Origin of the sequence: Pseudomonas sp. IT-P2 (assembly GCF_949767575.1) — a bacterium.
Lineage (GTDB): Bacteria > Pseudomonadota > Gammaproteobacteria > Pseudomonadales > Pseudomonadaceae > Aquipseudomonas > Aquipseudomonas pharyngis.
In genome coordinates, this window is record NZ_CATKQA010000046.1 from 203,263 (window position 1) to 228,936 (window position 25,674).

Genomic DNA, 25,674 nt, shown 5'->3' on the forward strand with positions numbered 1-25,674 from the left:
GACGGGACGATGGAACAGCGCCGCCGGCCCGCAGTCCTATCCTGCACCCTGCGATTGAGCGTAGGGTTAACCCGGCTCAACGGACTGGATGAAGCGTTATGCACACCCCTCGATTATTCGTCAGCCTCGCCGCGTTGCTGGTACTGGCCGGTTGCGCCGGTCAACGCAGCGAAGAACCGGCGCCGCGCCCGCCCGCCGAGGTCAAGGCACAGATCGTGCGCCTGCTGCCGGCCAAAACCGTCGACCGCCAAGGCTGGGCCACCGACATCTACGCCGCGTTCGCCGCCCAGGGCATCAGCCCGACCACGCAGAATCTGTGTTCGGTGCTGGCCGTCGCCGAGCAGGAATCCACTTTCCAGGTCGATCCGCCGGTGCCCGGCCTGGGCAAGATCGCCCGTGACGAAATCGACCGCCGCGCCGCCAAGGTTCATATCCCGAGCCTGTTGGTCAGCGGTGCCTTGCAGGTGCGCTCGCCGAACGGCAAGACCTACAGCGAACGCCTGAGCGCCGCCCGCAGCGAAAAGGAATTGAGCGCGATTTTCGATGATTTCATCGGCTCGGTGCCGATGGGTCGTACGCTGTTCAGCGGTTTCAACCCGGTGCACACCGGCGGGCCGATGCAGGTCAGCATCGAATTCGCCGAGCAGCACGCCAAGGACTACCCGTACCCGGTGGACGGCACGATTCGCCGCGAGGTGTTCAGCCGTCGCGGCGGGATGTATTTCGGCATCGCCCATTTGCTGGGTTATCCGGTGAGTTATCGCGAGCCGCTGTACCGCTTCGCCGACTTCAACGCCGGCTGGTACGCCAGTCGCAATGCGGCGTTTCAGAACGCGGTCAGCCGGGCGTCGGGCATTCCCCTGGCGCTGGATGGCGACCTGATCCGCCCGGGCGCGATCATGCCGGGCAGCACTGAACTGGCGGTGCGCACCCTCGGCAAATCCCTGGGCATGCGCAATCCGGTGATCCGCGATCAACTGGAGAAGGGCGATAGCCTGGCGTTCGAGGAGACCAAACTGTATCAACGGATCTTCGAACTGGCGGAGCGTGCGGAAGGCAAGACATTGCCCCGTGCGGTGCTGCCGGGCATCGTGCTGCAGAGCCCGAAGATCACCCGCAAACTGACCACGGCGTGGTTTGCCAAACGGGTCGACGAGCGTTATCGGCGCTGCATGGCCAAAGGCTGAGGACGATCAAAAGGGTATAAAAAAACCCGGCTGACGGGAGCCGGGTTTTTTCTGGGTTGTTGCGGTCAAGCCATTCATTCAGGCAACGCGACGTTCGATCAGACGATCCGAACCACCTTCAGCAACGCGGCGTTCGATCAGACGATCCGAACCACCTTCGGCAACGCGGCGTTCGATCAGTCGATCCGATCCACCTTCGGCAACGCGGCGTTCAATCAAACGATCCGAACCACCTTCAGCGACGCGGCGTTCAATCAGACGATCCGAGCCACCTTCGGCAACGCGGCGTTCGATCAGACGATCCGAACCACCTTCAGCAACGCGACGTTCAATCAGACGATCCGAACCGCCTTCGGCGATCATGGTGTGGGCCGGTTTGGCGGCAAATGCGTTGAAGGCCAGAACCGAAAGGGCAATGCTGAGGATGACTTGGCGTTTCATGATTTTGTGCTCCGGGGGTGTTGTTTGTTTGGTATGGAGCGGATGTTACGCCCGGGATTTTTTAAGAGAACTTCATTGACGTGATGGTGAACATCGACGCCGATGATGGTTTGTCAAAGCACCTTCACTGCGCGGCCAATTGCCTGGATCGGCCCGGTGGGTTTGCCGATCGGCGAACCGTTGGCGCCCTCCAGCGTCAGCTCGAACAACTGATTCGGTTGCAGCGGCGGCAGCTTGTCCAGCGGGATCGACAGCGCCTGGCCCGGTTTGACCAGCCCCAGCGACACCGGACCCTGCCAGCCGTCGGCCTTGGTCCAGAACTCCAGCGCCTTGTCGGCCGGCACTTCGACCACGCCCAGCGGAATCAACTGAATCTCCCGTGCACTGCTGGCCTGGATCACCCAGCCCGGCGCCTTGTCCTGCGGGGCGACCAGCACCACCAGATAGCTCGGTTTCGGTGTGGTTTGAGTCAGCAGGATCGAACCCAGCAACAAGGTCGCGGCCAGCCCGGCAGCGCTCAAACCGCGCCACAGCGACAGACGGTTCCACCAGGAAATCTCTGGCGCCCTCTTGTGGATGAGTTGCCCGACACTGCGCTCGATGCGTTGCCACAGCTGCGACGAAGGCTGATGCGCCGGGGCGAGGTCGGTCAGCTCCAGCAGCCGCCGCTCCCAGGCATCCACGGCCGCTTGCAGCTCGGGCTCGTTGGGCAAGCGCCGCTGCACTTCGGCGCGCGCTTCGGCCGAGAGCGTGCCGAGCACGTATTCGCTGGCCAGTTCATCGCGGTCCTGCGCCGATTCGGTGGTCATCCCATGCACTCCCGCAACGCATTGAGGCTGCGCTTGATCCAGGCTTTGACGGTGCCCAGCGGCGTGTCGAGGCGTTGGGCGATCTGCGCGTGGCTGTAACCGTCGACGTAGGCGTGAAGGATGCAGCGGCGGCGTTGCGGTTCCAGTTGATGCAGGCAGCGGTGGATGCGGGTCGATTGCGCCAGTGCGTCTAAGTCGTCATCTTTCGCGGGTGATTCGTTGCTGTCGTTCAGCGGCGTTTCCCGGTCGTGATTGCGCAGCACATTCAGCGCCAGATGCCGGGTCACGCTGAACATCCAGCCCCGGGCCGAACCGCGCGCCGGATCGAAACCCGCCGCGCCAGCCCAGATCTTGATGAATGCGTCGTGAACGATGTCTTCGGCCAGCGCCGTGTCACGCACCAGACGCCGGGCCACACCCAGCAGCCGCGGACTTTCCTGCACATACAATTCGCGCAGGGCCCCGCGCTCGCCGCGGGCACAGGCGGCGAGGCGGGCTTCGTAATCGAACGCGGTTTCGGGTAATGGCATGTCCTGCAATCTAGCAAGCATCGGCCAAACGTCCAGTCAGGCTCAGTTCGCCGCCCAGAAAATGTAGTCGGCCTGGTACTTCACCACTTCCTGTTTGCCCTTGTTCGCCGCCGTGCATTCGCTGCCCGGTGCCACGCCGCCCTTGAGCGCGACGCGCTGGATGTAGCTCACGCCGCTCATCGCGCCTTTGCCTTCGGCGGGGTTGGCCTTGACCAGTTGATAGGGCAGGTTGCCCGGGCTCGACGGCGCTACGGCCAGTTGCGTGCCGGTGACTTTCGAACCGTCCTTGGCCTGCCAGGTGGCGGGTGGGCCGAAGTAGGTGCCGACCTGTTTGCCGCTGCGATCGTTGAGCACCGCTTTCGGGCCGACGAACACCCACTCGGTCTGGCCGGCGGCATTGGCCTTGTCCCGGCATTCGTAGGTGATCTCGCCGATCCCGGTGGTTTCCATCGCGATCTTGTGGCCGTCCGGCACTTTGATCGCGTCGGGATAACTGCTTTGGGCAAAGCTTGTCGAGGCGACGGCGAGTAAACCGGTGAAGCCGATCAGTTGGGTGATGTTCATCAGTGTTTCTCCGAAAAAGGGTAAACCGCTGACAGCCGAAAGAGGGCTGTTACAGGGACTACCCGTGACGGAGCGGTTTGGATGCAGTGGCCGGAAAATAAATCTGAAAGCACTGACGGAAAGCACTGAAAGTCAGATTGTTGTAACCAGCTCTTTCCCGGTTTTTGCCAATGCCAGGCCGGAGGCTTTCAGCAGTTCCTGGGTATAGGCATGCTGCGGCGCCGCAAAAATCTGGCGCGACGCTCCCTGTTCGACCACCTTGCCGTCCTTGATCACCATCAAGTCGTGCGCCAGCGCATGCACCACCGCCAGGTCATGGCTGATGAACAGGTACGTCAGCCCATGGCGGATCTGCAATTGCCGCAACAACTCCACCACCTGTTTCTGCACCGTGCGATCCAGTGCCGAGGTCGGTTCGTCGAGCAGAATCAACGCCGGTTCCAGCACCAGCGCCCGGGCGATGGAAATGCGCTGGCGCTGGCCGCCGGAAAATTCGTGGGGATAGCGATGCCGGCTCTGCGGATCGAGGCCGACTTCCTCCAGCACGCGGATCACCGCTGCCTCACGTTCCTCAGCCGTGCCGATGCCGTGGGTCAGCAGGCCTTCGGCGATGATCTGCTGTACCGACATTCGCGGGCTGAGGCTGCCGAACGGGTCCTGGAACACCACCTGAATCTGCCGGCGCAACGGGCGCATCAAGCGCTGATTGAGCAGGCTCAAATGCTTGTTACCGAAGCGAATATCGCCCTCGGATTCCACCAGCCGCAGAATCGCCTGGCCCAGCGTCGACTTGCCCGAGCCGGACTCGCCGACAATGCCCAGGGTCTTGCCCCGTTGCAGCCGGAAACTCACGCCGTCCACAGCCTTGATGTACTCCTGAGTGCGACTGAACAGCGCCTTGGGCAGCGGGAACCAGACTTTCAGATCGTCCACCTCCAGCAGGTTGTGATCGTAGCGACTCGGCACCGGTGCGCCCGACGGTTCCGCCTCGATCAGCAGGCGGCTGTAAGGATGCTGCGGCGTGCGGAACAGCGTTGCGCAATCGGCCTGTTCGACGATTTCCCCGTGGCGCATCACGCACACCCGCTGGGCGATGCGTCGCACCAGATTGAGGTCGTGAGTGATCAGCAGCAGCGACATGCCGAGGCGTTGCTGCAACTCGATCAGCAACTCGAGAATCTTCTGTTGCACGGTCACGTCCAGCGCCGTGGTCGGTTCGTCGGCGATCAGCAATTCCGGTTCGTTAGCCAGCGCCATGGCGATCATCACCCGTTGCCGCTGGCCGCCGGAGAGCTGGTGCGGATAGGCCTTCAGGCGCTGCAACGGCTGGCGAATGCCGACCAGTTCCAGCAGTTCCAGCGTGCGCTGGCGCGCGGCACGGCCCTTGAGTCCCTTGTGGATCTCCAGCACTTCGCTGATTTGTTTCTCCACCGTGTGCAGCGGGTTCAGCGAGGTCATCGGCTCCTGGAAAATCATTGCGATGCGGTTGCCGCGCAAGCTGCGCATCTGCTGTTCGCTGGCGTGCAGCAAGTCCACGCCGTTGTAGCGGATGCTGCCCGTGCTGCTGACGGTTTTGCCTGGCAGCAAACGCAGGATCGAGTGGGCCGTCACCGACTTGCCCGAGCCGGATTCACCGACCAGTGCCAGGCACTCGCCACGGCGGATATCGAGGTTCACGCCGTGCACCACTTCGTGCCCGGCGAAGGCGACGCGCAGGTCGCGGATTTCAATCAGGTTATCGGTCATTTCAGCTCCGGGGATCAGGATCGCGGATCGAACGCGTCACGGCAGGCTTCGCCGATAAACACCAGCAGGGACAGAATCAGCGCCAGGGCAAAAAACGCCGTCAGCCCCAGCCACGGCGCTTGCAGATTGCGCTTGGCCTGGCCGATCAGTTCCCCCAGCGACGCGGTGCCGGCGGGCATGCCGAAGCCGAGAAAATCCAGCGCGGTGAGGGTGGCGATGGCGCCGGTCAGAATGAACGGCAGATAGGTGAGGGTGGAGGTCATGGCGTTGGGCAGAATGTGCCGGCGCATCAGCTCGCTGTCCGTCAGGCCCAGGGCCCGCGCGGCCTTGACGTATTCCAGGCTGCGCCCGCGCAGGAACTCGGCGCGCACCACGTCCACGAGTGCCAGCCAGGAAAACAGCGCCATGATCCCCAGCAGCCACCAGAAACTCGGCGAGACGAACCCGGACAAAATGATCAGCAGGTACAGCACCGGCAGCCCCGACCAGATTTCCAGCACCCGTTGCCCGAGCAAGTCGACCCAGCCGCCGTAATAACCCTGCAACGCCCCGGCGACGATGCCGATCAGCGCACTGACGGCCGTGAGAATCAGCGCGAACAGGATCGAAATCCGCGTGCCGAAAATCACCCGCGCCAACACGTCCCGGGCCTGATCGTCGGTGCCCAGCCAGTTGCTGGAGGACGGCGGACTCGGCGCCGGTTCAGTGAGGTCGTAATTGACCGTGTCGTAGCTGAACGGGATCGGCGGGAACAGCATCCAGCCGCCCTGATCCTCGATCAGTTTGTGCACGTAATTGCTGGCGTAATCCGGCTGGAACGGCAGTTCGCCGCCGAAATCGGTTTCCTGATACTCGCTGAGGATCGGGAAGTAAAAGGCGTTGTGGTAGCGGATCACCAGCGGCTTGTCGTTGGCGATCAGTTCGCCGCCGAGGCAGATCAGGCACAGCCCGATGAACAGCCACAGCGACCAGCGCCCGCGACGGTTGGCCTTGAATTGGGCGATGCGCCGCCGGCCCAGAGGGGAGAGTGTGAACATCAGGCAGTCCTCGCCGAGAAGTCGATGCGCGGGTCGAGCAGGGTGTAGCAGAGGTCGCCGATCAGCTTGATCAACAGGCCGAACAGGGTGAACAGGAACAACGTGCCGAACACCACCGGGTAGTCTCGCGACACCGCCGCTTCGTAGCTCATGCGCCCGAGGCCGTCGAGGTTGAAGATGGTTTCGATCAGCAGCGAGCCGGCGAAAAACACCTCGATCAACGCCGACGGCACACCGGCCACCACCAGCAGCATCGCGTTGCGAAACACATGGCCGTAGAGCACGCGTCTTTCGGTCAGGCCCTTGGCGCGCGCGGTGATCACGTACTGGCGGCTGATCTCGTTGAGGAAGCTGTTTTTGGTCAGGATCGTCAGCGTCGCAAAACCGCCGATCACCAGCGCCGTCACCGGCAACACCAGGTGCCAGAGGTAGTCGCCGAGCTTGCCCCACAGACTCAGGCTGTCGAAATTGTCCGAGACCAGCCCCTGTACCGGAAACCAGTTGACGTAGCTGCCCCCGGCGAACACCACGATCAACAGAATCGCGAACAGAAACGCCGGCATCGCGTAGCCGACGATGATCGCCGTGCTGCTCCAGACATCGAAAGCGCTGCCGTTTTTGATTGCCTTGCGAATGCCCAGCGGGATCGAGATCAGGTAGGTGATCAAGGTCGCCCACAGGCCGAGGGACAGCGACACCGGCAGCTTCTGCACGATCAGATCGGTGACCTTGGCACCGCGAAAGAAACTGCTGCCCAGGTCCAGTTGCGCGTAGTTTTTCAGCATCAGCCACAGGCGTTCGTGCATCGGTTTGTCGAAGCCGTAGTGGTGTTTGATCTCTTCGATCAGTGCCGGGTCCAGACCACGGCTGCTGCGCCCGGCACCGCCGATCGCGGTGACCTCGCTGGCACCGCCCATGCTGTGCCCGCCGAAGCCTTGCAGGCGGGCGATGGCCTGTTCCACCGGGCCGCCGGGCGCGGCCTGCACGATGACGAAGTTGACCACCAGAATGCACAACAGCGTCGGGATGATCAGCAACAGACGTCGACTCAGATAACGCCACATGTCACTGGCCCCCCGCGAGCTGGCGCAGGGCGCTCATCTGCTGATTGGTCAGCGGCTTGGCCGAAACCTCCCACCAGGTGTCGAGGCCTTCGCTGTAGATCGGCTGCACCGCCGGCCTGCCGAAGCGGTTCTGAAACACCGTCGGCGTGCCTTTGGAGTAGTAGTTGGGAATCATGTAGTCACCCCATTGCAGCACCCGGTCGAGGGCGCGGGCGTAACGCACCATGGCGTCGCGGGTATTGGCCTGGACCAGGCCGTCGATCAGCCGGTCCACCGCAGGGTTGGCCAGCACCATCGAATTGGAGCTGCCGACCTGCGTGGCGCTCTGCGAGGCATACAGGCTGTACAACTCGCGGCCCGGCGAGACGATCGGATCGCCGCTGCGCGGGAAACTGGTAACGATCATGTCGTAGTCCCGGGCGTTGAGCCGGTTGATGTACTGCGCCGAATCGATGCGTCGCAGATTCAGGGTGATGCCGATCTGCGCCAGGGTGCGTTTGTACGGCAGCAGCATGCGGTCGAAGCCGCCCTGGCCGTCGAGGAAGGTGAATTCGAAGGGCTCGCCGGCGGCGTTCACCAGCCGATTGTTTTTCGGCGTCCATCCGGCCTCGGCCAGCAGCTTCAGGGCTTGCAATTGCTTGTCGCGGATGTAGCCGCTGCCATCGGTTTTCGGTGCCTGATAGACCCGGCTGAAAACCTCGTCCGGAATCTGTCCGCGCAGCGGTTCGAGGATCGCCAGTTCTTCGGCGTCGGGCAGTGCGGTAGCGGCCATTTCACTCTTCGGCCAGTAGCTGTTCTGGCGCACGTAGAAGCCGCGCATCATCTGCTTGTTGGTCCACTCGAAATCCCACAGCAGGCTCAGCGCCTGACGCACGCGGCGATCCTTGAACAGCGGGTTCTGCAGGTTGAACACGAAACCCTGGGCGCTGGTCGGTTTGTCCGGGGCGAGAATCGCCTGTTGCAGGCGACCGTCACGCAGGGCCGGGCTGTCGTAGCCGACCACGTAACCGGACGAGGAAAACTCGCGGTTGTAGTCGAATGCGCCGGCCTGCAGCAGTTGCCGGGCGACGTCGGTGTCGCCGTAGAAATTCACGGTCAGGCTGTCGAAGTTGTACATCCCGCGACTGACCGGCAGGTCTTTGCCCCACCACTGCGGGTCACGCTGGAAACTGATGCTGCGTCCCGCATCGACCTTGCTTACCCGGTACGGGCCGCTGCCCAGCGGGGCTTCGAAACCGCCGCCGTTGGCGAAGTCGCGGGTTTCCCACCAGTGCTCGGGCACCGGCCGCAGCGACGCCAGATCCAGCGCCAGGGTGCGGTTGAGGTTGTTCTTGAAGGTGAAGCGAATCTGTCGCGGGCCTTCGATCAGTACATCCTGCACGTCGGCATATTGCTGGCGATAACTCAGGCTGCCCTTGGTCATCAACAGTTCGAAGGTGTAGCGCACGTCCTCGGCGGTGATCGGCGTGCCGTCGGCGAAACGCGCCTCGGGATTCAGGTTGAAACGCACCCACAGACCGTCGGGATCGCGCTCCATGGTTTGCGCCACCAGACCGTAGACGGTGTAGGGCTCGTCCAGCGAGCGGAACGCCAGCGGCGAATACACCCAGTCGTTGACCTGCACCACGGAAATACCCTGATCGGCATACGGGGTGATGTAGTTGTACTGACCGATCTCCATCGAAGCGCGGCTGAGCGAGCCGCCCTTGGGGGCGTCGGGATTGACGAAATCGAAGTGCTGAAAACCGGCGGGGTATTTCGGCGCCTCGCCGTACACCGTCATCGCGTAGCTGCCGCCGGCCAGCGCAGCTGCCGCGTTGCACAGCAGCGCGCTGCCGAGCAGCAGGCCGGCCATGTTGCGCATGAATGTCATGAAGTCGTTCCTCTGAGCCGGAAAAACCCGAAGCGGCGGCAGGCCGCTGCGGGATGCGAATTCGCAAGGGGAAGGGGCCGGCCGGAGTCTTGCGCGGCCCCGACCGGGACTCAGAAGTGGTACGTCATGCGCGCAAACAGCGTGCGGCCCAGCGGATCGGTGTAGCGCGGGTCATAACCGCTCTGGAAGTTGTAGGCCTGGTTGGAGAACGGCGGATCGCGGTCGAACAGGTTCTTCACCCCGGCATCGACGTCCAGCACCTTGTCGAAGGTGTAACCGGCCGACAGGTCCCACACCGAATACGACGCGACCCGCGCGTTGGTCTCGCGGTCGTAGTCGTTGTAGCCGGTGGTGAAGCGGTTGGTCAGCGCCGCGCGGGCTGCACCGAAGGTCCAGGACCCGGTCAGGTTGTGTTTCCAGCGGGCAATCACCCCGTCACCCTTGAAGTCGCCGACCTTGTCGGTGAACGGTCCCTTGATGGTGCTCTGGAAGTCGTACTCGTCGACATAAGTGCCTTGCAGGCCCAGACCGAATTGACCGTACGGCGTGTTCGGGAAGCGATAGTCCAGCGACACGTCGACGCCGTTGGTTTCGACGATGCCGAGGTTGGCGTTGCCGGTGACGATGTAGTTGAGCGTGCCATCGGCGTTGCGCACGAAGCGGTCAGGGTAACTGCCGGCCTGATCGAACACGGTGGATTCCGGGAACGGCTGGATCTGGTTCGAGATGTGAATCCACCAGAAATCCAGGCCGACTGACAGATTGCTGACCGGCTGATAGACGAAGCCCAGCGTCACGTTGCGCGCTTTCTCCGGGGCCAGGTCTTCGTTGCCGCCGATCTGGTTGAGGAACTGCTGACCGCAATCGCGCCCGCCGTTGCCGCCCGGTTGCACCACGCCGCCGGTACACAGCACCGGGTCGTTGTAGTAGCCCTGGGTGTAGGTGATGCTGCGCGGCGAATACAACTCATACAGCGACGGCGCGCGGAAGCCTTCGCTGTAGGCGCCGCGCACCACCAGCTCCTTGAGCGGCTGATAGCGGAACGAGTATTTCGGGTTGGTAGTGCTGCCGAAGTCGCTGTATTTGTCGTGACGCACAGCGGCGGACAGTTCCAGGCTGTCGAGCACCGGCACGTTGATTTCCGCGTAGGCGGCTTTCACGCTGCGGTCGCCCTCGACGCTGCCGGCCGGGTCGATGCCCAGGCTCTGGATGTCGCCGGCGAAGGCTTCGAAGTCCTGGTGGAATTTCTCTTTGCGGTACTCGCCGCCCAGGGCCAGGCCGGACGGACCGGCACCGAACCAGTCACCGATTTCGCGGCTGATCCGCCCGTCGAAACCGGCGACCCGACCGACCGCCGTGGAATAGGCACCGTGGTACATGGCCTGGTCGATGTACTGCTGACCGGCGCTGGTCTGCGGGCCGAACGGGTTGAGCAGGCCGCTGGCCAAACCGTCGATCATCGCCTGATCGCTGACGTAGCCGCTGGTGACGCTGGAGACGATCTTGTTCTGGTTGTACGAGGCGCCGACGTTGTAGTCCCAGCCGCCGACCAGACCGTCGAAGCTCAGCAAGAAGCGCTGGCTGGTGTTCTGGTCTTTCGATTCGCGCGGGCCCGCGGCGGTTTCGCGCCAGTTCACGTCCACCGGTTGCGTCGGGTCGAGGGCGAAACCGGTGGGCGCCGGGGTGATGCCGTTGCCGGGATAGTAGGGCGAGGACGAATCCAGGCTCAGGCCGGTCAATGGCGCCGGGCCGACAGCGGTGGCGTTGTTGTTGCGCGACCAGAAGTATTCAAGGTTGACGTTGTGGTCGTCGGCCAGTTTGCCGGTGGTCTTGCCGAAGAACGACGTCTTCTCGGTCTGCGGCACCAGGTCGATGAATTCCCGGGTGCTGAAGCGGCAGAGGCCGTCGCGGGCCACCAGGTTGGGGCCGTTGCAATTGCTGTTGGCCAGTGGGTTGGTGGCATTGCCGTTCTGGCTGTAGTTGCCGGGGAACGCGGTGCCGGAGGTCTGGTCCAGACCTCGGCCAGGCACGTAGTCACGGGCGAAGGAGCGGTCGTTGGCGTCGAGGTTCTGCTGCTTGTTGTAGTTGAACACGCCGAGCACGTTGAAGCGGTCCTGCTCCAGGTCGCCGTAGCCCCAGCTTGCGCTCATGTCCTTGGTCGCACCGCCGCCGCTGTGGGTCGGGGTTTCGCCGCCGAGGGTGAGCTGGCCGTCGGTCATGGATTTCTTGGTGATGAAGTTGATCACGCCACCGATGGCGTCGGTGCCGTACAGGGCCGAGGCGCCGTCGCGCAGCACTTCCACGCGCTCGATCGCGGCAAACGGGATCATGTTCAGATCCACCGCGCCACCGGCCGAGTTGGTGCCCGACAGGGCGTTGTTGGCCAGCCGGCGACCGTTGAGCAGCACCAGCGTCTTGTTCGCGCCGATGCCGCGCATGTCGGCGAACGAGGCGCCGCCGGTGGCCGCGCCGACCGAGCCTGCGCTGTTGTTGATCGACTGGCTGCCGGTGATGCGCTGCACCAGTTCGGCGGTGGTGGTCACGCCCTGTTTGCGCAGCTCTTCGGCCTTGAGCACGGTGATCGGCACCGCCGTTTCCGCGTCGACCCGACGGATCGCCGAACCGGTCACTTCGACCCGTTGCAGTTGCGTGGTCGGCGCGACCACCGCCGCAGCGGCCGGGACGCTGTTGTCGTCCTCGGCAGCCTGAACCCCGGCGCCCATCCCCATGGCCACCAGGTACAACGGAACGAAACGGTGGCGGGAAATCGTCGCCACCAAGGGTTTGAGCGTGAAGCGTGGAGTGTTCATCAGCATGGTTGTTTCCGACTTTGTTAGACGTTTATCGAAATGGCCTTGTGAGCCCTCTTTGCACGGAGCACGGTGGTGCCGCGCCGCGAAAACCACTTTCTTCAAGCAAGCCGATCCCCTCCGAAGACGCGCTGCGTTTTTTCGGTCGGCCGATTGCGACGGGATTCAACGAACGGTGTCGGGCGCGTCCCTCACAGCGCGCCCGGCACCGCCGTCAGCGGGTGGTCATCACCGATATCTTGGTGATGCCCGAGCGCTCGATGGACGCCATGGCTTTGGCGACCTGGCCGTAATTCACGGCGGAGTCGGCCTGCAGCTGCACGCGTACGTCGGCATCTTTGGCCTTGACCTCCTTGAGGCTGGCCTCCAGTGATTCCGGCGCCAGCTCAGTCTTGGCCAGGAAGAACTTGCCGTCCTGATCGACGCTGACCACCACCGGATCCTTCTTTTCGGCGGGAGCGACGGCGTCGGTTTTTGGCAGGTTGACCTTGATCGCGTTGGTCATCAGCGGCGCGGTGACGATGAACACCACCAGCAGCACGAGCATCACGTCCACCAGCGGCGTGACGTTCATTTCACTGAGCACTTCATCGCTGTCTTGAGTGGAAAAGGACATCAGCTGGCCTCCCGCACGGCGGCCGTGGATTTGGCGATGGCCTGGCGGCTGATGGAAAACGCACTGCGCGAGGCGAGGGCGTCAAAGTCGTGGGCGAAGTCATCCATGTCCGCCGAAGCCAGCTTCAGGCGCCGCAGGAAGAAGTTGTAAATCAGTACCGCCGGTACCGCGACGGCAATCCCCACACCGGTGGCGATCAGCGCGTGGCCGATCGGCCCGGCCACGGTTTCCAGGCTGGCCGAACCGCTGGCGCCGATGCTTTGCAGGGCTTCCATGATTCCCCACACCGTGCCGAACAGGCCAATGAACGGCGCGGTGCTGCCGATACTGGCGAGGATCGCCTGGCCGTTTTCCAGTGAGCGGCGTTCCTTCTGGATCTGCTGGCGCAGGTTGCGTTCCAGGCGGTCGGCACGGTTGATGGTGTGCGCCAGTTGTTGGGTGGTGCGCGGGGATTCTTCCACCAGCAAGGCTTCGAAACCGCTGCTGGCGATCCGCGCCAGGGAGCCCGGATACTGGCTGGCGTGTTCGGCGGCGGTCAGCAGGTCCGGCGCGCCCCAGAAGGCTTTGCTGAATTGCTTGTTCTGGGTTTTCTGGCGCAGGTATTGCGCCGACTTGACCAGCAGGATCGCCCAACTGACCACGGAAAACAGCACCAGCCCCCAGAGCACGCCGGGGACAATCATCGAAGACAGAGAATCGTTCATGGCTACACCTCGCTTGCGTTAATCGGTTGTGAGTTCGGTTGTTGTGCCGTCATTGCGGCAATTTGAAATCGATGGTCTGGGTGGCGAAGCCGTCGATCGGTGTGTCGCCGCGCTTGGCCGGGATGAACTTCCAGGCCTTCACCGCCGCGACCGCCGCGTCATCCAGTTGCGGCTTGCCGCTGGATTTGGTCACCGTCACCGAACCGGCGCGACCGTTGGCCAGCACCTGAATCCGCAGCACCACGCTGCCTTCCCAGTTGCGCCGCAGTGCCAGCGACGGGTATTCCGGCGGCGGGTTGCCGAGGCTGGCGAGGCCGGAAATCGCCGCCGACTCTTTCACCGGCCCCGGCGCCACAGCAGGTGCCGGAGGCGCGCTCGGGGTGGCCGGGGCGGCAGGCGCTGCCGGTTGTGCAGGGGCGGGCGGTGCTTTCGGTGGCTCGGCCTTTTTCACCGGTTTGGGTTTCTCGACCGGTTTCGGTTTTTCGATCGGCTTGGGTTTCTCGACCGGTTTGGGCGGCGGCTTGACCGCGTCCTCGTCTTCCACCGGTTGTTCCGGTTCGGGCGGTGGCGGTGGCGGTGGTGGGGGCGGCGGCTCCGGTGTCGGCGGGGCCGGCGGTGTCGGGCTGGTCAGCTCGACGGTCATTTCCGGAATTTCCGGCGGCGTGGGCAGCGGCTCGGCCCGCGCCTGCTGGAAAAACCACCAGGCGCCGCCGTGTATCAAGGCCGACACCGCCACCAGCAACAGCATCTGCTGTTTGTTCAGGCCGCCGGGCTGCGAAGTGTTGGCCTTAAACACGGGCCGGCCCGCAACCGACGGGAGCGGCGCTTCCCGCAAGGGCCCCGGCGGACTTCTGTGCTTTACCGCATCGTTCATTAAAGCTCCCTCGGGTGGATGAAGGGCAATAAGGTGCCGTTCGAACAACAGGGCGTTGTTCGAGTGAGTGGTCGCAACTTTCATACAGGTGTGCAGAAGCCGATAGTTGAACTATCTATTGAACAGGGCTTGTGCAGCTTATTGCTTCAGTAATGTCGACTTCGATGGTTCATTGATCCGGTCCGTGGCTGTTCTTTTATAAGTGAGTGTGCAATTGAGTGGCAAACATCATTCGTGCCCTCATGGTTGATGCAATAGCAACCGCTGTGCCAAAGAGTGACCAAATGTGTATCGGTTATTTCATGGGTGATACGTATGTCGCATTTATATAAGTTTCATTAACCAGGCCGGTTTTCCTGGGCGCATAACCTCCCGATGGCCCTGTTTGCAGGGCTTTTTTCAGGGCGAGACAGCTCTGGCGCGGTATCGCGCTGTTCAGCGAGATAGAGCGGCTGTTCTCGTGTCGGCCAGGGCGCGTGATGGTGCGTGGCGGACTGATTTGGTGCGGGTCAGGGTTTTAGCGGGTCACAGGCGATGTTCCTTGTTCTTGTTTAAGTAAAGTCGGTCGTTCCGCATGAACGATGTAATGACTGGAAGTGCAGTTTTGGTGCGCTTCGAGCATCAACTCCGAACAGCAAAAGTTGTACGGGTGTGCTGTCTGAAAGTTATTGTCGAACAATCTGTTCTGGCATTCATTAATGCAGCGCGCACGCAATGACTGCTTGCGTGCTATTTAAAAAATAAATAGTGCAGGTGTTCAGGTAATAAAAGGAATGCACGGACTGTTCGGCGGGCGAACGCGGCGCAGGTAAACGGGCATCGAGAGAAGAGGGTGGCGCAGCAGATGAAGATTCACGCGGTGAACTCCTTGTTGCCAGCTCGGATACGCGAACTTTTGGTTCGGTATCGCACCTTACAAGAACGCGGATAGCGTTCGCTGATTGCTCTTGGTGCGGGATGGGCACCGCCAGCGCTGTTTTGCGAGATCAGGGATTCGCAAGCTGCCGATGAATGCGCAATCCGTGCCAAATTCGATACAACGGCTATAAATAGGGCCAGGCGGGATGCCTTTCGCAGTGGAGGAGGGGATATGTATCAGCTCTACGGACACCGCAACTCAGGAGCAGCGGCCATCGAGGCGGCGCTCGAGCTGTGCCAGGTGGCTTACCGCTTCATCGATATCGAGGCCAGTGCGGAAGCGGCGCAGGAGCTGGCGCGGCTCAATCCGCTCAAACAGATCCCGACCCTGCAGCTGCCGGACGGCAGTGTCATCACCGAAAGTGCGGCGATCCTGATTCATCTGGGGCAAAGCTTTGCGCAATCCGGCCTGCTGCCGGCCAACGGCGCTGACCGCGATCAGGCGATTCGGGGCCTGGTGTACATCGTCAGCAATTGTTATGCGGCCATCGGGATCATTGATTACCCGGAACGCTGGCTGGTGATGCCGGACGAGGCCTCGCGACAGAATCTGATGGCGGGTGCGCGGGAACGACTGCACTGGAGTTGGGAGGTGTTTGCCGATCAGTTCTCGGCCGAGCTGTACCTGGACGATGAAACACCGGGGGCGCTGGATGTGCTGGCGGCGGTGGTCACGCGCTGGGCCGGTGCCCGCGAACACCTGCGCCAGGCCCGACCCGGTTTCCATGCGTGGCTGCAGCGCATCGACCGGCACCCGGTGCTGGCGCCGGTCTTTGCGCGGCATTGGCCCGGCTGATCACTCCCCGCGAATGTTGATCGTTCCCACGCTCCGCGTGGGAATGCAGCCCGGGACGCTCCGCGTCCCAAAGCGTGACGCAGAGCGTCACAAGAGGCGTTCCCACGCAGAGCGTGGGAACGATCAAACCGGAACTATTCCCCGCGAATGTACTGCTCCAGCTGTTTGATCAGCTCGGCCTGTTCGGCAATCGCTTCCTTGACCAGGTCGCCGATCGACAGCAGGCCGATCAGTTTGCCGTCCTCCACCACGGGCAAGTGACGCAGGCGTTTGTCGGACATGATGCCAAGGCAGGTGTCGACGGTCTGGTGGGTGTCCACCGTGATCACGTTCGCCACCATGATGTCGCGCACCGGCGTGCCCACCGAGGAGCGCCCGTGCAGCACCAGTTTGCGCGCGTAATCGCGCTCGCTGATGATGCCCACCACTTTGTCGTCTTCCACCACGAGCAAGGCGCCGACGTTCTTCTCGGCCATTTTCATCAGCGCTTCGAGCACCATGTGATCGGGTTTGATCTGGTGCACTTCCTGATTTTTCTGATCTTTGAGCTTGAGCAGCTGGGCGACGGTTTTCATGGCGGTTACTCAGGTGTTGTCGTTGTTCTCCAAGCATCGTAGACGCAGGCGCGCAGGGCAAGGCCGCAAAACGGCAGAAAACACGCAAAAAACGTCATTTGACCGGGTTTTTCATGGCGAGGCCTGTGTCACCGCTTGCGGCAATGCCGCGTAGAATGCCCGTCTGAATCAATTCCTGAGGTTGCAGTGGTGGATTTACAGCAGGGCTTCGTCCTGACCCGGCATTGGCGCGACACCCCGGCCGGCACCGAAGTCGAGTTCTGGCTGGCGACCGACGCCGGGCCGCGCCGTGTGCGCCTGCCGCATCAGCCGTCGGTGGCGTTCATCCCGGCGGCGCAGCGTGAGCAGGCCGAGCGGGTATTGGCGGACGAAAAGAGCGTGGAGCTGCGCCCCTTGGCCCTGCAGGATTTCGAGCATCGCCCGGTGCTCGGGCTGTATTGCCAGCAGCATGGTCAGTTGATGCGCCTCGAAACCGCGCTCAACCGGCACAGTGTCGATGTCTTCGAAGCCGACGTGCGACCGCCCGAGCGCTACCTGATGGAGCGTTTCATCACCGCGCCCGTCTGGTTCAGCGGCACGCCCGATGCCGACGGCGTGTTGCTCGACGCCCACCTCAAACCTTCACCTGACTATCGCCCGCAACTGCGGCTGGTCTCGCTGGATATCGAAACCACCGAGCAGGGCGAGTTGTATTCCATCGCGCTGGAGGGCTGCGGCGAGCGGCAGGTGTACATGCTCGGCGCACCGAACGGCGATCACAGCATCGTCGACTTCGATCTCGAGTACTGCGAGTCGCGCACCCTGATCCTGAAGAAGCTCAACGACTGGTTCGCCTGCCACGACCCCGACGCGATCATCGGCTGGAATCTCGTGCAGTTCGACCTGCGCATCCTCCACGAACACGCCCGGCGCCTCGGCGTGCCGCTCAAGCTCGGGCGCGGCGGCGAGGAAATGCAGTGGCGCGAACACGGCAGCCGCAATCACTACTTCGCTGCAGCGGCGGGACGGTTGATCATCGACGGCATCGAATCCCTGCGTTCGGCGACCTGGAGCTTTCCCTCGTTCAGCCTGGAAAACGTCGCCCAGACTTTGCTTGGCGAAGGCAAGTCCATCGACAATCCGTACCAGCGCATGGACGAGATCAACCGCATGTTCGCCGAGGACAAACCGGCGCTGGCCAAGTACAACCTCAAGGACTGCGAGCTGGTCACGCGGATCTTCGCCAAGACCGAACTGCTGAAATTTTTGCTTGAGCGCGCCAGCGTCACCGGCCTGCCGGCGGATCGCAGCGGCGGCTCGGTGGCGGCGTTCACGCATTTGTACATGCCGTTGATGCACCGTCAGGGTTTTGTAGCGCCTAACCTCGGCACCAATCCTCCGCAGGCCAGCCCCGGCGGATTTGTCATGGACTCGCAACCGGGGCTGTACGAATCGGTGCTGGTGCTCGACTACAAGAGCCTTTATCCGTCGATCATCCGCACTTTTCTGATCGATCCGGTGGGATTGATCGAAGGCTTGCAGCATCCCGATGACAGCGACTCGGTGCCAGGTTTTCGCGGTGCGCGCTTCTCCCGTACCCGGCATTGCCTGCCGTCCATCGTCGCTCGGGTCGCCGAGGGCCGCGAGACCGCCAAGCGCGAGCACAACGCGCCGCTGTCCCAGGCGTTGAAGATCATCATGAACGCCTTTTACGGCGTGCTCGGTTCCAGCGGTTGCCGGTTTTTTGATACGCGGCTGGCGTCATCGATCACCCTGCGCGGCCACGAGATCATGCTGCGCACCCGGCAGCTGATCGAAGCCCAGGGCCACGCGGTGATTTATGGCGATACCGACTCGACGTTCGTCTGGCTGCGTCGCCCCCATGGTCAGGAAGAGGCGGCGACCATCGGCCGGGCGCTGGTTGCGCACGTCAACGACTGGTGGCGCGAGCATGTGCGTGAGCAGTATGGGCTGGAAAGCGCCCTCGAATTGCAGTTCGAGACCCACTACAAGCGCTTCCTGATGCCGACCATCCGTGGCGCCGAGGAGGGCAGCAAAAAGCGCTACGCCGGCCTGGTGACCCGCGCCGACGGCAGCGAGGAAATGGTCTACAAAGGCCTGGAAACCGTGCGCACCGACTGGTCGCTGCTGGCCCGGCAATTTCAGCAGGAGCTGTACGAGCGGATCTTCCAGCGCAAGCCGTATCAGGATTACGTGCGCGAGTATGTGCGCAAGACCCTGGCCGGCGAGTTCGACGAGCGACTGGTCTACCGCAAGCGCCTGCGCCGCACCCTCGACGACTACGAACGCAACGTGCCGCCCCACGTGCGCGCCGCGCGGCTGGCCGATGATTACAACGCGCAACACGGTCGCCCGCGCCAGTACCAGAACGGTGGCTGGATCAGCTACGTCATCACCCTGGCCGGCCCCGAGCCGCTGGAAGTGCGCCGCGCGGCCATCGACTACGACCACTACATCACTCGCCAGCTGCAACCGGTGGCGGATGCGATCCTGCCGTTTGTCGACGACGATTTCTCAACCCTGATCGGGGGACAACTGGGCCTGTTTTGAGTCCAGCAGTTGCAGGGTCCACTCGTCCTGAATGCCGTGGAAGAAACGCTCCAGCGCCTGATGCCAAGGGCTGTCGTCGACAGCGAACTGGGCGAACAGGGTCATTGATGAGTGGAATTTCAGGTCGTCCGGATGGCCAAATATCTCGGCAATCGAACGCTGCTGAACATTCAGCACAAGCTGCGTGCAAGTCCGCAGCCGGGCGCCGAGCAAAGGGTGGTCGAGATAGGCGCGGGTTTCCGGCGCCGAGTTGATCGCGAACCGTCGCGACATCTCGCTGCCGCCGAGCCCGGCGAACTGCGGGAACACGAACCACATCCAGTGGCTGCGCTTGCGGCCCTCGCCGAGCTCGCGCTGGACCCGTTCGAACACCGGGTCCTGGGCAAGCACGAAGCGTTGCAGGTTGAATGGATCGTCCTGATCAGTGCTTCTCATGGCGAAGCCCTCTGTCAGTCGGCGGTGGCTCAGACCATGGCCAGCCGCTGCTTGCGTTTTGGCGCGTGAAACGCCTGGTCCAGCGCCGCCAGATCCCCGGCATCGAGTTGCAGCTGCGCGGCTTGTGCATTGAGCTGCACGTGTTCCGGGCGCACGGCCTTGGGAATCGCAATCACCCCATCCTGACGCAGAATCCACGCCAGCGAAACCTGTGCCGGGGTCACGCCGTGACGAGCGGCAATCTGTTTCAGCACCGGCTCGACCAGCATCGCGCCGCCCTGGCCGATCGGGCAGTACGCCATCAACGGCATGCGCTGCTGTTGGCACCACGGCAGCAGGTCGAATTCGATGCCGCGTTCTTCCAGGTTGTACAGCACCTGATTGGTCGCGCAGACCGAACTCGACAGTTCCTCAAGATCGTCGACATCGAAATTCGACACGCCCCAGCGACCGATCTTGCCGGCCTCGCGCAGACGCTCGAACGCCTCGACGGTTTCTTCCAGCGGATACTGGCCGCGCCAATGCAGCAGATAGAGGTCGATGTAATCGGTGTCGAGCCGGCGCAGACTGCGCTCGCAGGCCTGGGGAATGCCCTTGCGACTGGCGTTGTGCGGGTAGACCTTGCTCACCAGGAACACTTGATCGCGCAGGCCGGCAATGGCTTCGCCGACGACGGTTTCGGCACCGCCTTCACCGTACATTTCCGCAGTGTCGATCAGGGTCATCCCCAGTTCGATGCCACTGCGCAAGGCCGCCACTTCACGCTTGTGCGCCGAACGGTCTTCGCCCATGCGCCAAGTGCCCTGGCCAATCACCGGCACCTGCACGCCAGCCAATTCGAGGGTACGCATTCAAACCTCCTTTCTGAAACGGTCGATACCTTGAGTGGGCAGCAGAATAGCCCACGGGTTCCGTCCGGTTCCAGAAAGGAGGTCAGGTGCTTACCTGGCGGAGAACTTCAACACCACGCTCTGGGTGTAGGTCTGGCCGGGATCGAGCCGGGTGCTCGGGAAGTTCGGCTGATTCGGCGAATCCGGGTAGTGCTGAGTCTCCAGGGTGAACGCGCCCCAGTGCGGATAGACCTTGCCACCCTTGCCCTTGACCGTGCCGTCGAGGAAGTTGCTGGTGTAGAACTGCACGCCCGGTTCGTTGGTGAACAGCTGCAAGTGGCGACCGGATTGCGGGTCGCTGACTTCGGCGGCGAGTTTGCTGACGTCTCCCTTGGTGTCCAGCGCCCAGTTGAAATCGAAGCCGCCTTTTTTCTCTTCAGCGAATTTCAACTGCGGATGGTCGGCCTTGATGTGCTGGCCGATGGCGGTCGGTTTGGTGAAGTCCATTGGCGTGCCGGCCACGGGCGCCAGTTCGCCGGTCGGGATCAGCTTGGCGGTGACCGGGGTGTAGTGACTGGCGTGCAGGGTGGCGACTTGCTTGAGGATGTCGCCATTGCCGGCGCCGGCAAGGTTGAAGTAGCTGTGGTTGGTCAGGTTGAGCACGGTCGGTTTGTCGGTGCTGGCCTTGTAGTCGATGCGCAGTTCGTTGCTGTCGGTGAGGCGGTAGGTCACCTCGGTGGTGAGGTTGCCGGGGAAACCCATTTCACCATCCGCCGACAGATAGGTCAGGGTCACGCCGACCGAATCCTTGTCCTTGGTTTCCTTCGCCTTCCAGACCTTTTTGTCGAAGCCCTGAGTGCCGCCGTGCAAGGCGTTGGTCTTGTCGTTCTGCGGCACCTGGTAGCGTTTGCCGTCGAGCTCGAACGCACCGTCGGCCAGGCGATTGCCGAAACGGCCGATGGTTGCGCCGAAGTACGCGGTGCCTTTCTGATAACCCTGCACATCATCGAAACCGAGGACGATGTCGTCGAGCTTGCCGTGCTTGTCCGGCACTTGCAGCGCCTGCAAGGTCGCGCCGTAGGTGATGACCGTGGCTTGCATGCCGTGGCTGTTGCGCAGGATGTATTGCTCGACCGGCGTGCCGTCATTGGTTTTGCCGAAGGCTTTGTGTTCGCTGGACAGGCCGGCGGCCTGGGCGGAGAGGGTGGCGATCATCAGGGACAGTCCGAGGCCGCAGAGTGAGTGTCGGGATTGAAGCATGGGTTGACCTTCCTTTTTGTTGTTGTTTTGAAAAATCGGTAAATAGTCATGCTAATTAACGGGTGAGTGGGAATTTATAGCGGATTAAACGGTTAATGCAAAAATAAAGTCGGACTAAATTGATTAAGCCAACGGCGCCGAAGGTCGGGAATCCACGTCGGCACTGCACTTTTGCGAAATCCCCGGCTCTATCCATGGCCAGGGTGCGGTGACTTCCGCCGCACAGGAACGTGTCCGTCAAAGAATTCATGCCGAGAGTTTTGCACCCCATCGCTGCATTCATTCATCGCCCGTGCTTGCTACTGGCCTGCCTGTCGACGCTGTTGCTCGGCGGTTGCAGCCATCAGGACGGCAACAATTTCATCACCCAGATGCGCGAGGGCAGGCCTCAGGAATTTCTCCAGACCAGTGTCGACCGCATGGCAACTCTGGCGATGCGTGACAACCTCGACAGCCTCTATCGCTTGATGGGCAAGTTGTACCTGCGTAACCCTGAGGAGCTGCGCAAATCCGGTTTTCTCGACATTCGCACGGCGGTCAAACAGGTGCGGCTGGCCATCGAGCAACAGCAACCTTTGCCGACTCTCGGCGGCAAGAAAGATCTGGCGGCACTGAGCTATGCCATGAGCCCGGAATTCCTCGGCGACCGGGTCGGCGCGTTCATCTATGCGATCGGCAGCATGCTGGTCACCGCCCACGGCAACCGCACCGAGTTCTACATGACCGATGCGATCAACCCGACCTTCGTCAACAACGCCGCGCGCAACATCGAGAAAGCCACGTGGATCCTCGCCCAGCGGCAGAACAAGGATGGCCAGCCGCTGCTGTTTTCCAACGAGATTTCCGAAGAGGGCAGCAATCTGAGCTTCGCCACGGAGTTCGGCAAAGTCGTGGCGCGTCTGGATCTGCTGACCCAGATGCTCGACGAGCGCTACCGGCGCATTGGCCTGAATTACGCCCAGAGCCTGTTGTTTTTGAATTTTTTGCCCGTGCAGTGAAATGGCATAACGATAGATCCGATCGATATAGGGCGTTATAAGAAAACTGGTTATGCTGCGGGCCGGATTTTTCCTGTGGTTTGTCTGGACGTCTTAATGGAATTGGCAAATTTCGGCCTGGTGATTGCCGGGCTGGTGGTGGGGTTCATCGTCGGCATGACCGGTGTCGGCGGCGGTTCGTTGATGACGCCGATCCTGCTGTGGTTCGGCATCAATCCGGCCACGGCGGTGGGCACGGATCTGCTGTACGCGGCCATCACCAAATCCAGTGGCGTGCTGGTGCACAGGAAGAACAAGAACATCGACTGGGCCATCACTGGCTGGCTGACCCTGGGCAGTGTCCCGGCGGTGGCGATGACCTTGTGGTTCCTCAGCACCCTGCACACCGCGCCGGATGCGATGAACGCCATCATCAAGCAAGCGCTGGGCTTCGTGCTGTTCGCCACGGCGCTGGCGATTCTGTTCAAGAAGCGCCTGCTGGAATTCGCCCACAAACGCGCCGGCGGCAACTACAACCCCAGCGGTGCGCGCCTGAATGGCATGACCGTGATCACCGGTCTGATCCTCGGCACCATGGTCGCCCTGACCTCCATCGGCGCCGGTGCCCTCGGCACCGTCGCACTGTTCATCCTCTATCCGCTGCTGCCGACCCGCCGCCTGGTCGGCACCGAAATCGCCCACGCCGTCCCGCTGACCCTGGTCGCCGGCCTCGGCCACGCGAGCATGGGCAACATGGACTGGGGCGTGCTGGGCTTTCTGCTGGTCGGCTCGCTGCCGGGCATCTGGCTTGGCAGCCACCTGACCGGCCGCGTCTCCGATGAACTGCTACGCCCGTGCCTGGCGACGATGCTGGTGTTGATCGGTTACAAGCTGGCGTTCTGATCGGCGAGCATCCATGACCCCGAAGGGTCGAGCGTCAGGCTGGCGGGGCATGAAAGGTAAACAAATGGGCGCAGGGTCGCGCCCATCCGGTTGCGCAAAACCGGTGCTGACCTAAGCTTTGGGCAAGGCGAAACACTTTTGCCGGGCAGCCTCCGGAACAATCGCCGCGATGCGCAATCATTAGAGCGTGGATATCAAAAGGAGATGCGCATGCTCATCAGGTCACTGACCCTGACACTCTTGCTGGCGATTGCCGGCCCCCTGTTCGCCGCCGACGGCGATTCCCCTCTGGACGTCGACAAGGGCATTAACCGCCCATTGATCGTGATCGCTTCCAGTACGGTCGATTCTTATTGGGTCAGCCTGAAAAAAGCGCTGGACGACCCGGCCAACAAACAAGGCATCGCCGACCGCAAGATCAAGGTCTACACCATCCTGAGCATGAGCGGTCAGGTCGATGGCAAAAGCCTCGAGCAGCAGCAAACCATGGCGCTGTTGCGCTCGCTGAAGCTGGGTGCGGGGGCGTATCCGAAGGTATTTCTGGTGGGCAAGGATGGCGAGACCAAACTGACGGCTTCGGGGGATGAAGCGGCGGCGGTCGATTTGAAGAAGATTTTCGACACCATTGATGCGTTGCCTGCCGCTGAAAAAGAAGCCACTTCCACCGTGGTCACCGCCCCGGCTGCTGTAGAACCCGCACCGGCCAAAGGCGCAAAAGGGACCAAACCGGCGAAGCCAACCAAACCGGCCAAGCCGCCGGAAATGCCGGATGACTGATTGCGGCAGGCTCTGAATAAAATGGCGAACGTTATCAAGCGTTCGCCATTTTTTTTGCCCTCGGTGTTTTGATCTGAAGATGATCGCAGGCGGTCATGGATGACATTTCAGCCCTGTTTTGCGATGCAGGTCCGCATCTGACTGGCATGGAATTTTCAAAGGCTATTGCGCTCATAAAGCTCGTCGTCATTCAGCACGTAAACCAGTGCATCTTTTGCTTCGCTAACGACCAAGGGAGACTGGGTTGTCAGCACGAATTGGCAGTTTGGAAATGTTTTGCTCAATTGCTGGATAAGGTTGAGCTGCCATTCCGGATGCAGATGAAGGTCCACTTCATCGATGAGGACGATGCCTTCGCCGTGGAGCGGATTGTCTAGTGACGGGTTCATCATGGCCAGTCGGCGGGCGATGTCACCGACCAGCGCCAGCATCGATTTTTCGCCTTGTGACAATTGGGCGACATTCAAAGTGACGCCGTCCTTGTCGATCGCCATGTGCAGGCGAGGTTGTCGCTGTATTCGCAGGTTGGTGAAGCCCGGCATGAAGGCCGCGATGGCGCAGCGGACGGCCGTCAGTTGGGAGTCACGGGACGAAGCTTTGAGCTCGGATAACGTCTTCCAGGCTTCGCTTTCAGCACCAAACTTTTGAGCTATTTCGTTCAATGCGGAATCGGAAATGCCGGACTCGTTTTCGCTGTCTTCACGCTCTCGAAACCATTCAAAGAAGCGGCGAAAGTCGGTGCTGTATTTCAGTGAGTCGTCGTAGCCCGCCAGTTGATCGAAGGTGTGTCCGCTTTTGATTTTCAGCGGGATTTCGAGAACCGATCGCTCCACCGGATAGTAGGCGATCAGGGGGAGTGAGGCGTTGTCATCGGCTGTCAGCAGGGCGCGATAGTGATCGGCGAGCAGATTTACATCTTCCAAGGAGCTGCTCAGAGCCGTTTTCCCTTCCTGCTTGCTGTGTGACATACCCCATACGAATACATCGTCTTCTTCATCGGGATCAGACTCGGGATTGACTCGCGGATGTGCGGGTTCTGTTACCGCGATCGAGACGATGGCAGCCGGGGTCCCGTTTTGAATGTCTTCCTCTGCGATATGGCTGCCATTGCCTCTTTGGGTGCGAATTCTTGCTATCAGCCAGCTCAGGCAGGTGGTGAGCGCTTTCAGCAGGGTGGTTTTGCCGGCGCCGTTGATTCCCACGAAAACTGTGACGTTGGAATGGGGGCCGGAGAGAGGAGCCAAATGAACGGTGATGTCATTGAACCGACCTACATTCGTGAGTTTGAGGCTGTCGATCTTCATTCATTCCCCTCTGTGTTTCAGTCGGTCAGGTGTTTGGCGAACGTCATTTCATCCGCGATAACCCGGCAATGCGGTGCAGTTTAGATGCATCTCT

At 61.8% G+C, this 25,674-nt stretch carries 23 protein-coding genes; 6 read left to right on the plus strand and 17 right to left on the minus strand.

Annotated features, from left to right (window positions below; genetic code table 11):
• The first annotated feature begins 98 nt into the window (after positions 1 to 98).
• On the plus strand, positions 99 to 1,187 hold the full coding sequence (locus ACM6JM_RS24905) for a DUF1615 domain-containing protein (RefSeq protein ID WP_414882688.1): 1,089 nt from the start codon (positions 99 to 101) through the stop codon (positions 1,185 to 1,187).
• A 78-nt stretch (positions 1,188 to 1,265) separates the two neighbouring features.
• Here the strand turns inward: ACM6JM_RS24905 and ACM6JM_RS24910 are convergent, their stop codons facing one another.
• From ACM6JM_RS24910 to ACM6JM_RS24965, 12 genes are all read right to left on the minus strand, one after another.
• Positions 1,266 to 1,628, minus strand: a complete 363-nt coding sequence (locus tag ACM6JM_RS24910) for a hypothetical protein (RefSeq protein ID WP_039770223.1) — start codon at positions 1,626 to 1,628, stop codon at positions 1,266 to 1,268.
• Between the two features lie 113 nt (positions 1,629 to 1,741).
• Positions 1,742 to 2,437 (minus strand): anti-sigma factor domain-containing protein, encoded by a 696-nt coding sequence (locus tag ACM6JM_RS24915; RefSeq protein WP_414882689.1) that lies wholly within the window; start codon positions 2,435 to 2,437, stop codon positions 1,742 to 1,744.
• Positions 2,434 to 2,967, minus strand: a complete 534-nt coding sequence (locus ACM6JM_RS24920) for a sigma-70 family RNA polymerase sigma factor (RefSeq protein ID WP_414882690.1) — start codon at positions 2,965 to 2,967, stop codon at positions 2,434 to 2,436. The genes ACM6JM_RS24915 and ACM6JM_RS24920 overlap by 4 nt, the downstream gene beginning before the upstream one ends.
• A gap of 42 nt (positions 2,968 to 3,009) precedes the next feature.
• The gene (locus ACM6JM_RS24925) at positions 3,010 to 3,531 is read right to left on the minus strand and encodes a DUF3455 domain-containing protein (protein WP_085667483.1); all 522 of its coding nucleotides are present in this window, start codon (positions 3,529 to 3,531) and stop codon (positions 3,010 to 3,012) included.
• Positions 3,532 to 3,663: 132 nt separating this feature from the next.
• Complete coding sequence (locus tag ACM6JM_RS24930) at positions 3,664 to 5,277, minus strand: ABC transporter ATP-binding protein (protein ID WP_414882691.1); 1,614 nt, start codon at positions 5,275 to 5,277, stop codon at positions 3,664 to 3,666.
• Positions 5,278 to 5,291: 14 nt separating this feature from the next.
• Positions 5,292 to 6,314, minus strand: a complete 1,023-nt coding sequence (locus tag ACM6JM_RS24935) for an ABC transporter permease (RefSeq protein ID WP_129974300.1) — start codon at positions 6,312 to 6,314, stop codon at positions 5,292 to 5,294.
• Positions 6,314 to 7,378, minus strand: coding sequence for a microcin C ABC transporter permease YejB (locus ACM6JM_RS24940; RefSeq protein WP_085667485.1), 1,065 nt, complete (start codon positions 7,376 to 7,378; stop codon positions 6,314 to 6,316). Before ACM6JM_RS24940 ends, ACM6JM_RS24935 begins: the two co-directional genes overlap by 1 nt.
• 1 nt (position 7,379) lies before the next feature.
• Positions 7,380 to 9,251, minus strand: coding sequence for an extracellular solute-binding protein (locus tag ACM6JM_RS24945; protein WP_414882692.1), 1,872 nt, complete (start codon positions 9,249 to 9,251; stop codon positions 7,380 to 7,382).
• 110 nt (positions 9,252 to 9,361) lie between these two features.
• Positions 9,362 to 12,067 carry a TonB-dependent receptor gene (locus ACM6JM_RS24950; RefSeq protein WP_414882693.1) on the minus strand — a complete coding sequence of 902 codons (2,706 nt, stop codon included), beginning with the start codon at positions 12,065 to 12,067 and terminating at the stop codon, positions 9,362 to 9,364.
• Between the two features lie 208 nt (positions 12,068 to 12,275).
• Entirely contained in the window at positions 12,276 to 12,677 is a 402-nt protein-coding gene (locus tag ACM6JM_RS24955) for an ExbD/TolR family protein (protein WP_011335072.1), read from the minus strand.
• Positions 12,677 to 13,381, minus strand: coding sequence for a MotA/TolQ/ExbB proton channel family protein (locus tag ACM6JM_RS24960; RefSeq protein WP_085667488.1), 705 nt, complete (start codon positions 13,379 to 13,381; stop codon positions 12,677 to 12,679). The genes ACM6JM_RS24955 and ACM6JM_RS24960 overlap by 1 nt, the downstream gene beginning before the upstream one ends.
• A 49-nt stretch (positions 13,382 to 13,430) precedes the next feature.
• Positions 13,431 to 14,255 carry a TonB family protein gene (locus ACM6JM_RS24965; protein WP_414882694.1) on the minus strand — a complete coding sequence of 275 codons (825 nt, stop codon included), beginning with the start codon at positions 14,253 to 14,255 and terminating at the stop codon, positions 13,431 to 13,433.
• Between the two features lie 1,090 nt (positions 14,256 to 15,345).
• Between ACM6JM_RS24965 and ACM6JM_RS24970 the strand changes: the two genes are divergently transcribed.
• Entirely contained in the window at positions 15,346 to 15,969 is a 624-nt protein-coding gene (locus ACM6JM_RS24970; protein WP_011335069.1) for a glutathione S-transferase N-terminal domain-containing protein, read from the plus strand.
• Between the two features lie 134 nt (positions 15,970 to 16,103).
• Here the strand turns inward: ACM6JM_RS24970 and ACM6JM_RS24975 are convergent, their stop codons facing one another.
• Positions 16,104 to 16,544: a CBS domain-containing protein gene (locus ACM6JM_RS24975; protein WP_007959054.1), complete on the minus strand. Its 441-nt coding sequence runs from the start codon at positions 16,542 to 16,544 to the stop codon at positions 16,104 to 16,106.
• A 189-nt stretch (positions 16,545 to 16,733) separates the two neighbouring features.
• Between ACM6JM_RS24975 and ACM6JM_RS24980 the strand changes: the two genes are divergently transcribed.
• On the plus strand, positions 16,734 to 19,094 hold the full coding sequence (locus ACM6JM_RS24980; protein WP_414882695.1) for a DNA polymerase II: 2,361 nt from the start codon (positions 16,734 to 16,736) through the stop codon (positions 19,092 to 19,094).
• On the opposite strand, the gene ACM6JM_RS24985 is transcribed toward ACM6JM_RS24980, so the two are convergent.
• The 3 genes from ACM6JM_RS24985 to ACM6JM_RS24995 form a co-directional block, all read right to left on the minus strand.
• Entirely contained in the window at positions 19,059 to 19,529 is a 471-nt protein-coding gene (locus ACM6JM_RS24985) for a DUF1810 domain-containing protein (RefSeq protein ID WP_085667491.1), read from the minus strand. The two genes, ACM6JM_RS24980 and ACM6JM_RS24985, sit on opposite strands and share 36 nt — an antisense overlap.
• A gap of 29 nt (positions 19,530 to 19,558) precedes the next feature.
• Positions 19,559 to 20,380, minus strand: a complete 822-nt coding sequence (locus ACM6JM_RS24990) for an aldo/keto reductase (RefSeq protein WP_414882696.1) — start codon at positions 20,378 to 20,380, stop codon at positions 19,559 to 19,561.
• Between the two features lie 90 nt (positions 20,381 to 20,470).
• The gene (locus ACM6JM_RS24995; protein WP_414882697.1) at positions 20,471 to 21,619 is read right to left on the minus strand and encodes an aldose epimerase family protein; all 1,149 of its coding nucleotides are present in this window, start codon (positions 21,617 to 21,619) and stop codon (positions 20,471 to 20,473) included.
• 248 nt (positions 21,620 to 21,867) lie between these two features.
• On the opposite strand from ACM6JM_RS24995, the gene ACM6JM_RS25000 reads away from it, so the two are divergent.
• The 3 genes from ACM6JM_RS25000 to ACM6JM_RS25010 all read left to right on the plus strand — a co-directional run bounded on the left by ACM6JM_RS25000 (position 21,868) and on the right by ACM6JM_RS25010 (position 24,276).
• A complete protein-coding gene (locus ACM6JM_RS25000; RefSeq protein ID WP_039767696.1) occupies positions 21,868 to 22,617 on the plus strand; it encodes a hypothetical protein in 750 nt (249 codons plus the stop codon).
• Positions 22,618 to 22,713: 96 nt separating this feature from the next.
• A complete protein-coding gene (locus ACM6JM_RS25005) occupies positions 22,714 to 23,499 on the plus strand; it encodes a sulfite exporter TauE/SafE family protein (protein ID WP_039767649.1) in 786 nt (261 codons plus the stop codon).
• Positions 23,500 to 23,709: 210 nt separating this feature from the next.
• Complete coding sequence (locus ACM6JM_RS25010; RefSeq protein ID WP_414882698.1) at positions 23,710 to 24,276, plus strand: DUF4174 domain-containing protein; 567 nt, start codon at positions 23,710 to 23,712, stop codon at positions 24,274 to 24,276.
• A 155-nt stretch (positions 24,277 to 24,431) separates the two neighbouring features.
• Here ACM6JM_RS25010 and ACM6JM_RS25015 read toward each other — a convergent pair whose 3' ends face one another.
• A complete protein-coding gene (locus tag ACM6JM_RS25015; protein ID WP_163975916.1) occupies positions 24,432 to 25,580 on the minus strand; it encodes an AAA family ATPase in 1,149 nt (382 codons plus the stop codon).
• Positions 25,581 to 25,674: the final 94 nt, after the last annotated feature.

Bases quoted from the DNA above. Each gene is read 5' to 3' on its own strand.
- ACM6JM_RS24905 (WP_414882688.1), top strand. From the start codon at position 99: ATGCACACCCCTCGATTATTCGTCAGCCTCGCCGCGTTGCTGGTACTG.
- ACM6JM_RS24910 (WP_039770223.1), bottom strand. From the start codon at position 1,628: ATGAAACGCCAAGTCATCCTCAGCATTGCCCTTTCGGTTCTGGCCTTC.
- ACM6JM_RS24915 (WP_414882689.1), bottom strand. From the start codon at position 2,437: ATGACCACCGAATCGGCGCAGGACCGCGATGAACTGGCCAGCGAATAC.
- ACM6JM_RS24920 (WP_414882690.1), bottom strand. From the start codon at position 2,967: ATGCCATTACCCGAAACCGCGTTCGATTACGAAGCCCGCCTCGCCGCC.
- ACM6JM_RS24925 (WP_085667483.1), bottom strand. From the start codon at position 3,531: ATGAACATCACCCAACTGATCGGCTTCACCGGTTTACTCGCCGTCGCC.
- ACM6JM_RS24930 (WP_414882691.1), bottom strand. From the start codon at position 5,277: ATGACCGATAACCTGATTGAAATCCGCGACCTGCGCGTCGCCTTCGCC.
- ACM6JM_RS24935 (WP_129974300.1), bottom strand. From the start codon at position 6,314: ATGTTCACACTCTCCCCTCTGGGCCGGCGGCGCATCGCCCAATTCAAG.
- ACM6JM_RS24940 (WP_085667485.1), bottom strand. From the start codon at position 7,378: ATGTGGCGTTATCTGAGTCGACGTCTGTTGCTGATCATCCCGACGCTG.
- ACM6JM_RS24945 (WP_414882692.1), bottom strand. From the start codon at position 9,251: ATGACATTCATGCGCAACATGGCCGGCCTGCTGCTCGGCAGCGCGCTG.
- ACM6JM_RS24950 (WP_414882693.1), bottom strand. From the start codon at position 12,067: ATGCTGATGAACACTCCACGCTTCACGCTCAAACCCTTGGTGGCGACG.
- ACM6JM_RS24955 (WP_011335072.1), bottom strand. From the start codon at position 12,677: ATGTCCTTTTCCACTCAAGACAGCGATGAAGTGCTCAGTGAAATGAAC.
- ACM6JM_RS24960 (WP_085667488.1), bottom strand. From the start codon at position 13,381: ATGAACGATTCTCTGTCTTCGATGATTGTCCCCGGCGTGCTCTGGGGG.
- ACM6JM_RS24965 (WP_414882694.1), bottom strand. From the start codon at position 14,255: ATGAACGATGCGGTAAAGCACAGAAGTCCGCCGGGGCCCTTGCGGGAA.
- ACM6JM_RS24970 (WP_011335069.1), top strand. From the start codon at position 15,346: ATGTATCAGCTCTACGGACACCGCAACTCAGGAGCAGCGGCCATCGAG.
- ACM6JM_RS24975 (WP_007959054.1), bottom strand. From the start codon at position 16,544: ATGAAAACCGTCGCCCAGCTGCTCAAGCTCAAAGATCAGAAAAATCAG.
- ACM6JM_RS24985 (WP_085667491.1), bottom strand. From the start codon at position 19,529: ATGAGAAGCACTGATCAGGACGATCCATTCAACCTGCAACGCTTCGTG.
- ACM6JM_RS24990 (WP_414882696.1), bottom strand. From the start codon at position 20,380: ATGCGTACCCTCGAATTGGCTGGCGTGCAGGTGCCGGTGATTGGCCAG.
- ACM6JM_RS24995 (WP_414882697.1), bottom strand. From the start codon at position 21,619: ATGCTTCAATCCCGACACTCACTCTGCGGCCTCGGACTGTCCCTGATG.
- ACM6JM_RS25000 (WP_039767696.1), top strand. From the start codon at position 21,868: ATGCCGAGAGTTTTGCACCCCATCGCTGCATTCATTCATCGCCCGTGC.
- ACM6JM_RS25005 (WP_039767649.1), top strand. From the start codon at position 22,714: ATGGAATTGGCAAATTTCGGCCTGGTGATTGCCGGGCTGGTGGTGGGG.
- ACM6JM_RS25010 (WP_414882698.1), top strand. From the start codon at position 23,710: ATGCTCATCAGGTCACTGACCCTGACACTCTTGCTGGCGATTGCCGGC.
- ACM6JM_RS25015 (WP_163975916.1), bottom strand. From the start codon at position 25,580: ATGAAGATCGACAGCCTCAAACTCACGAATGTAGGTCGGTTCAATGAC.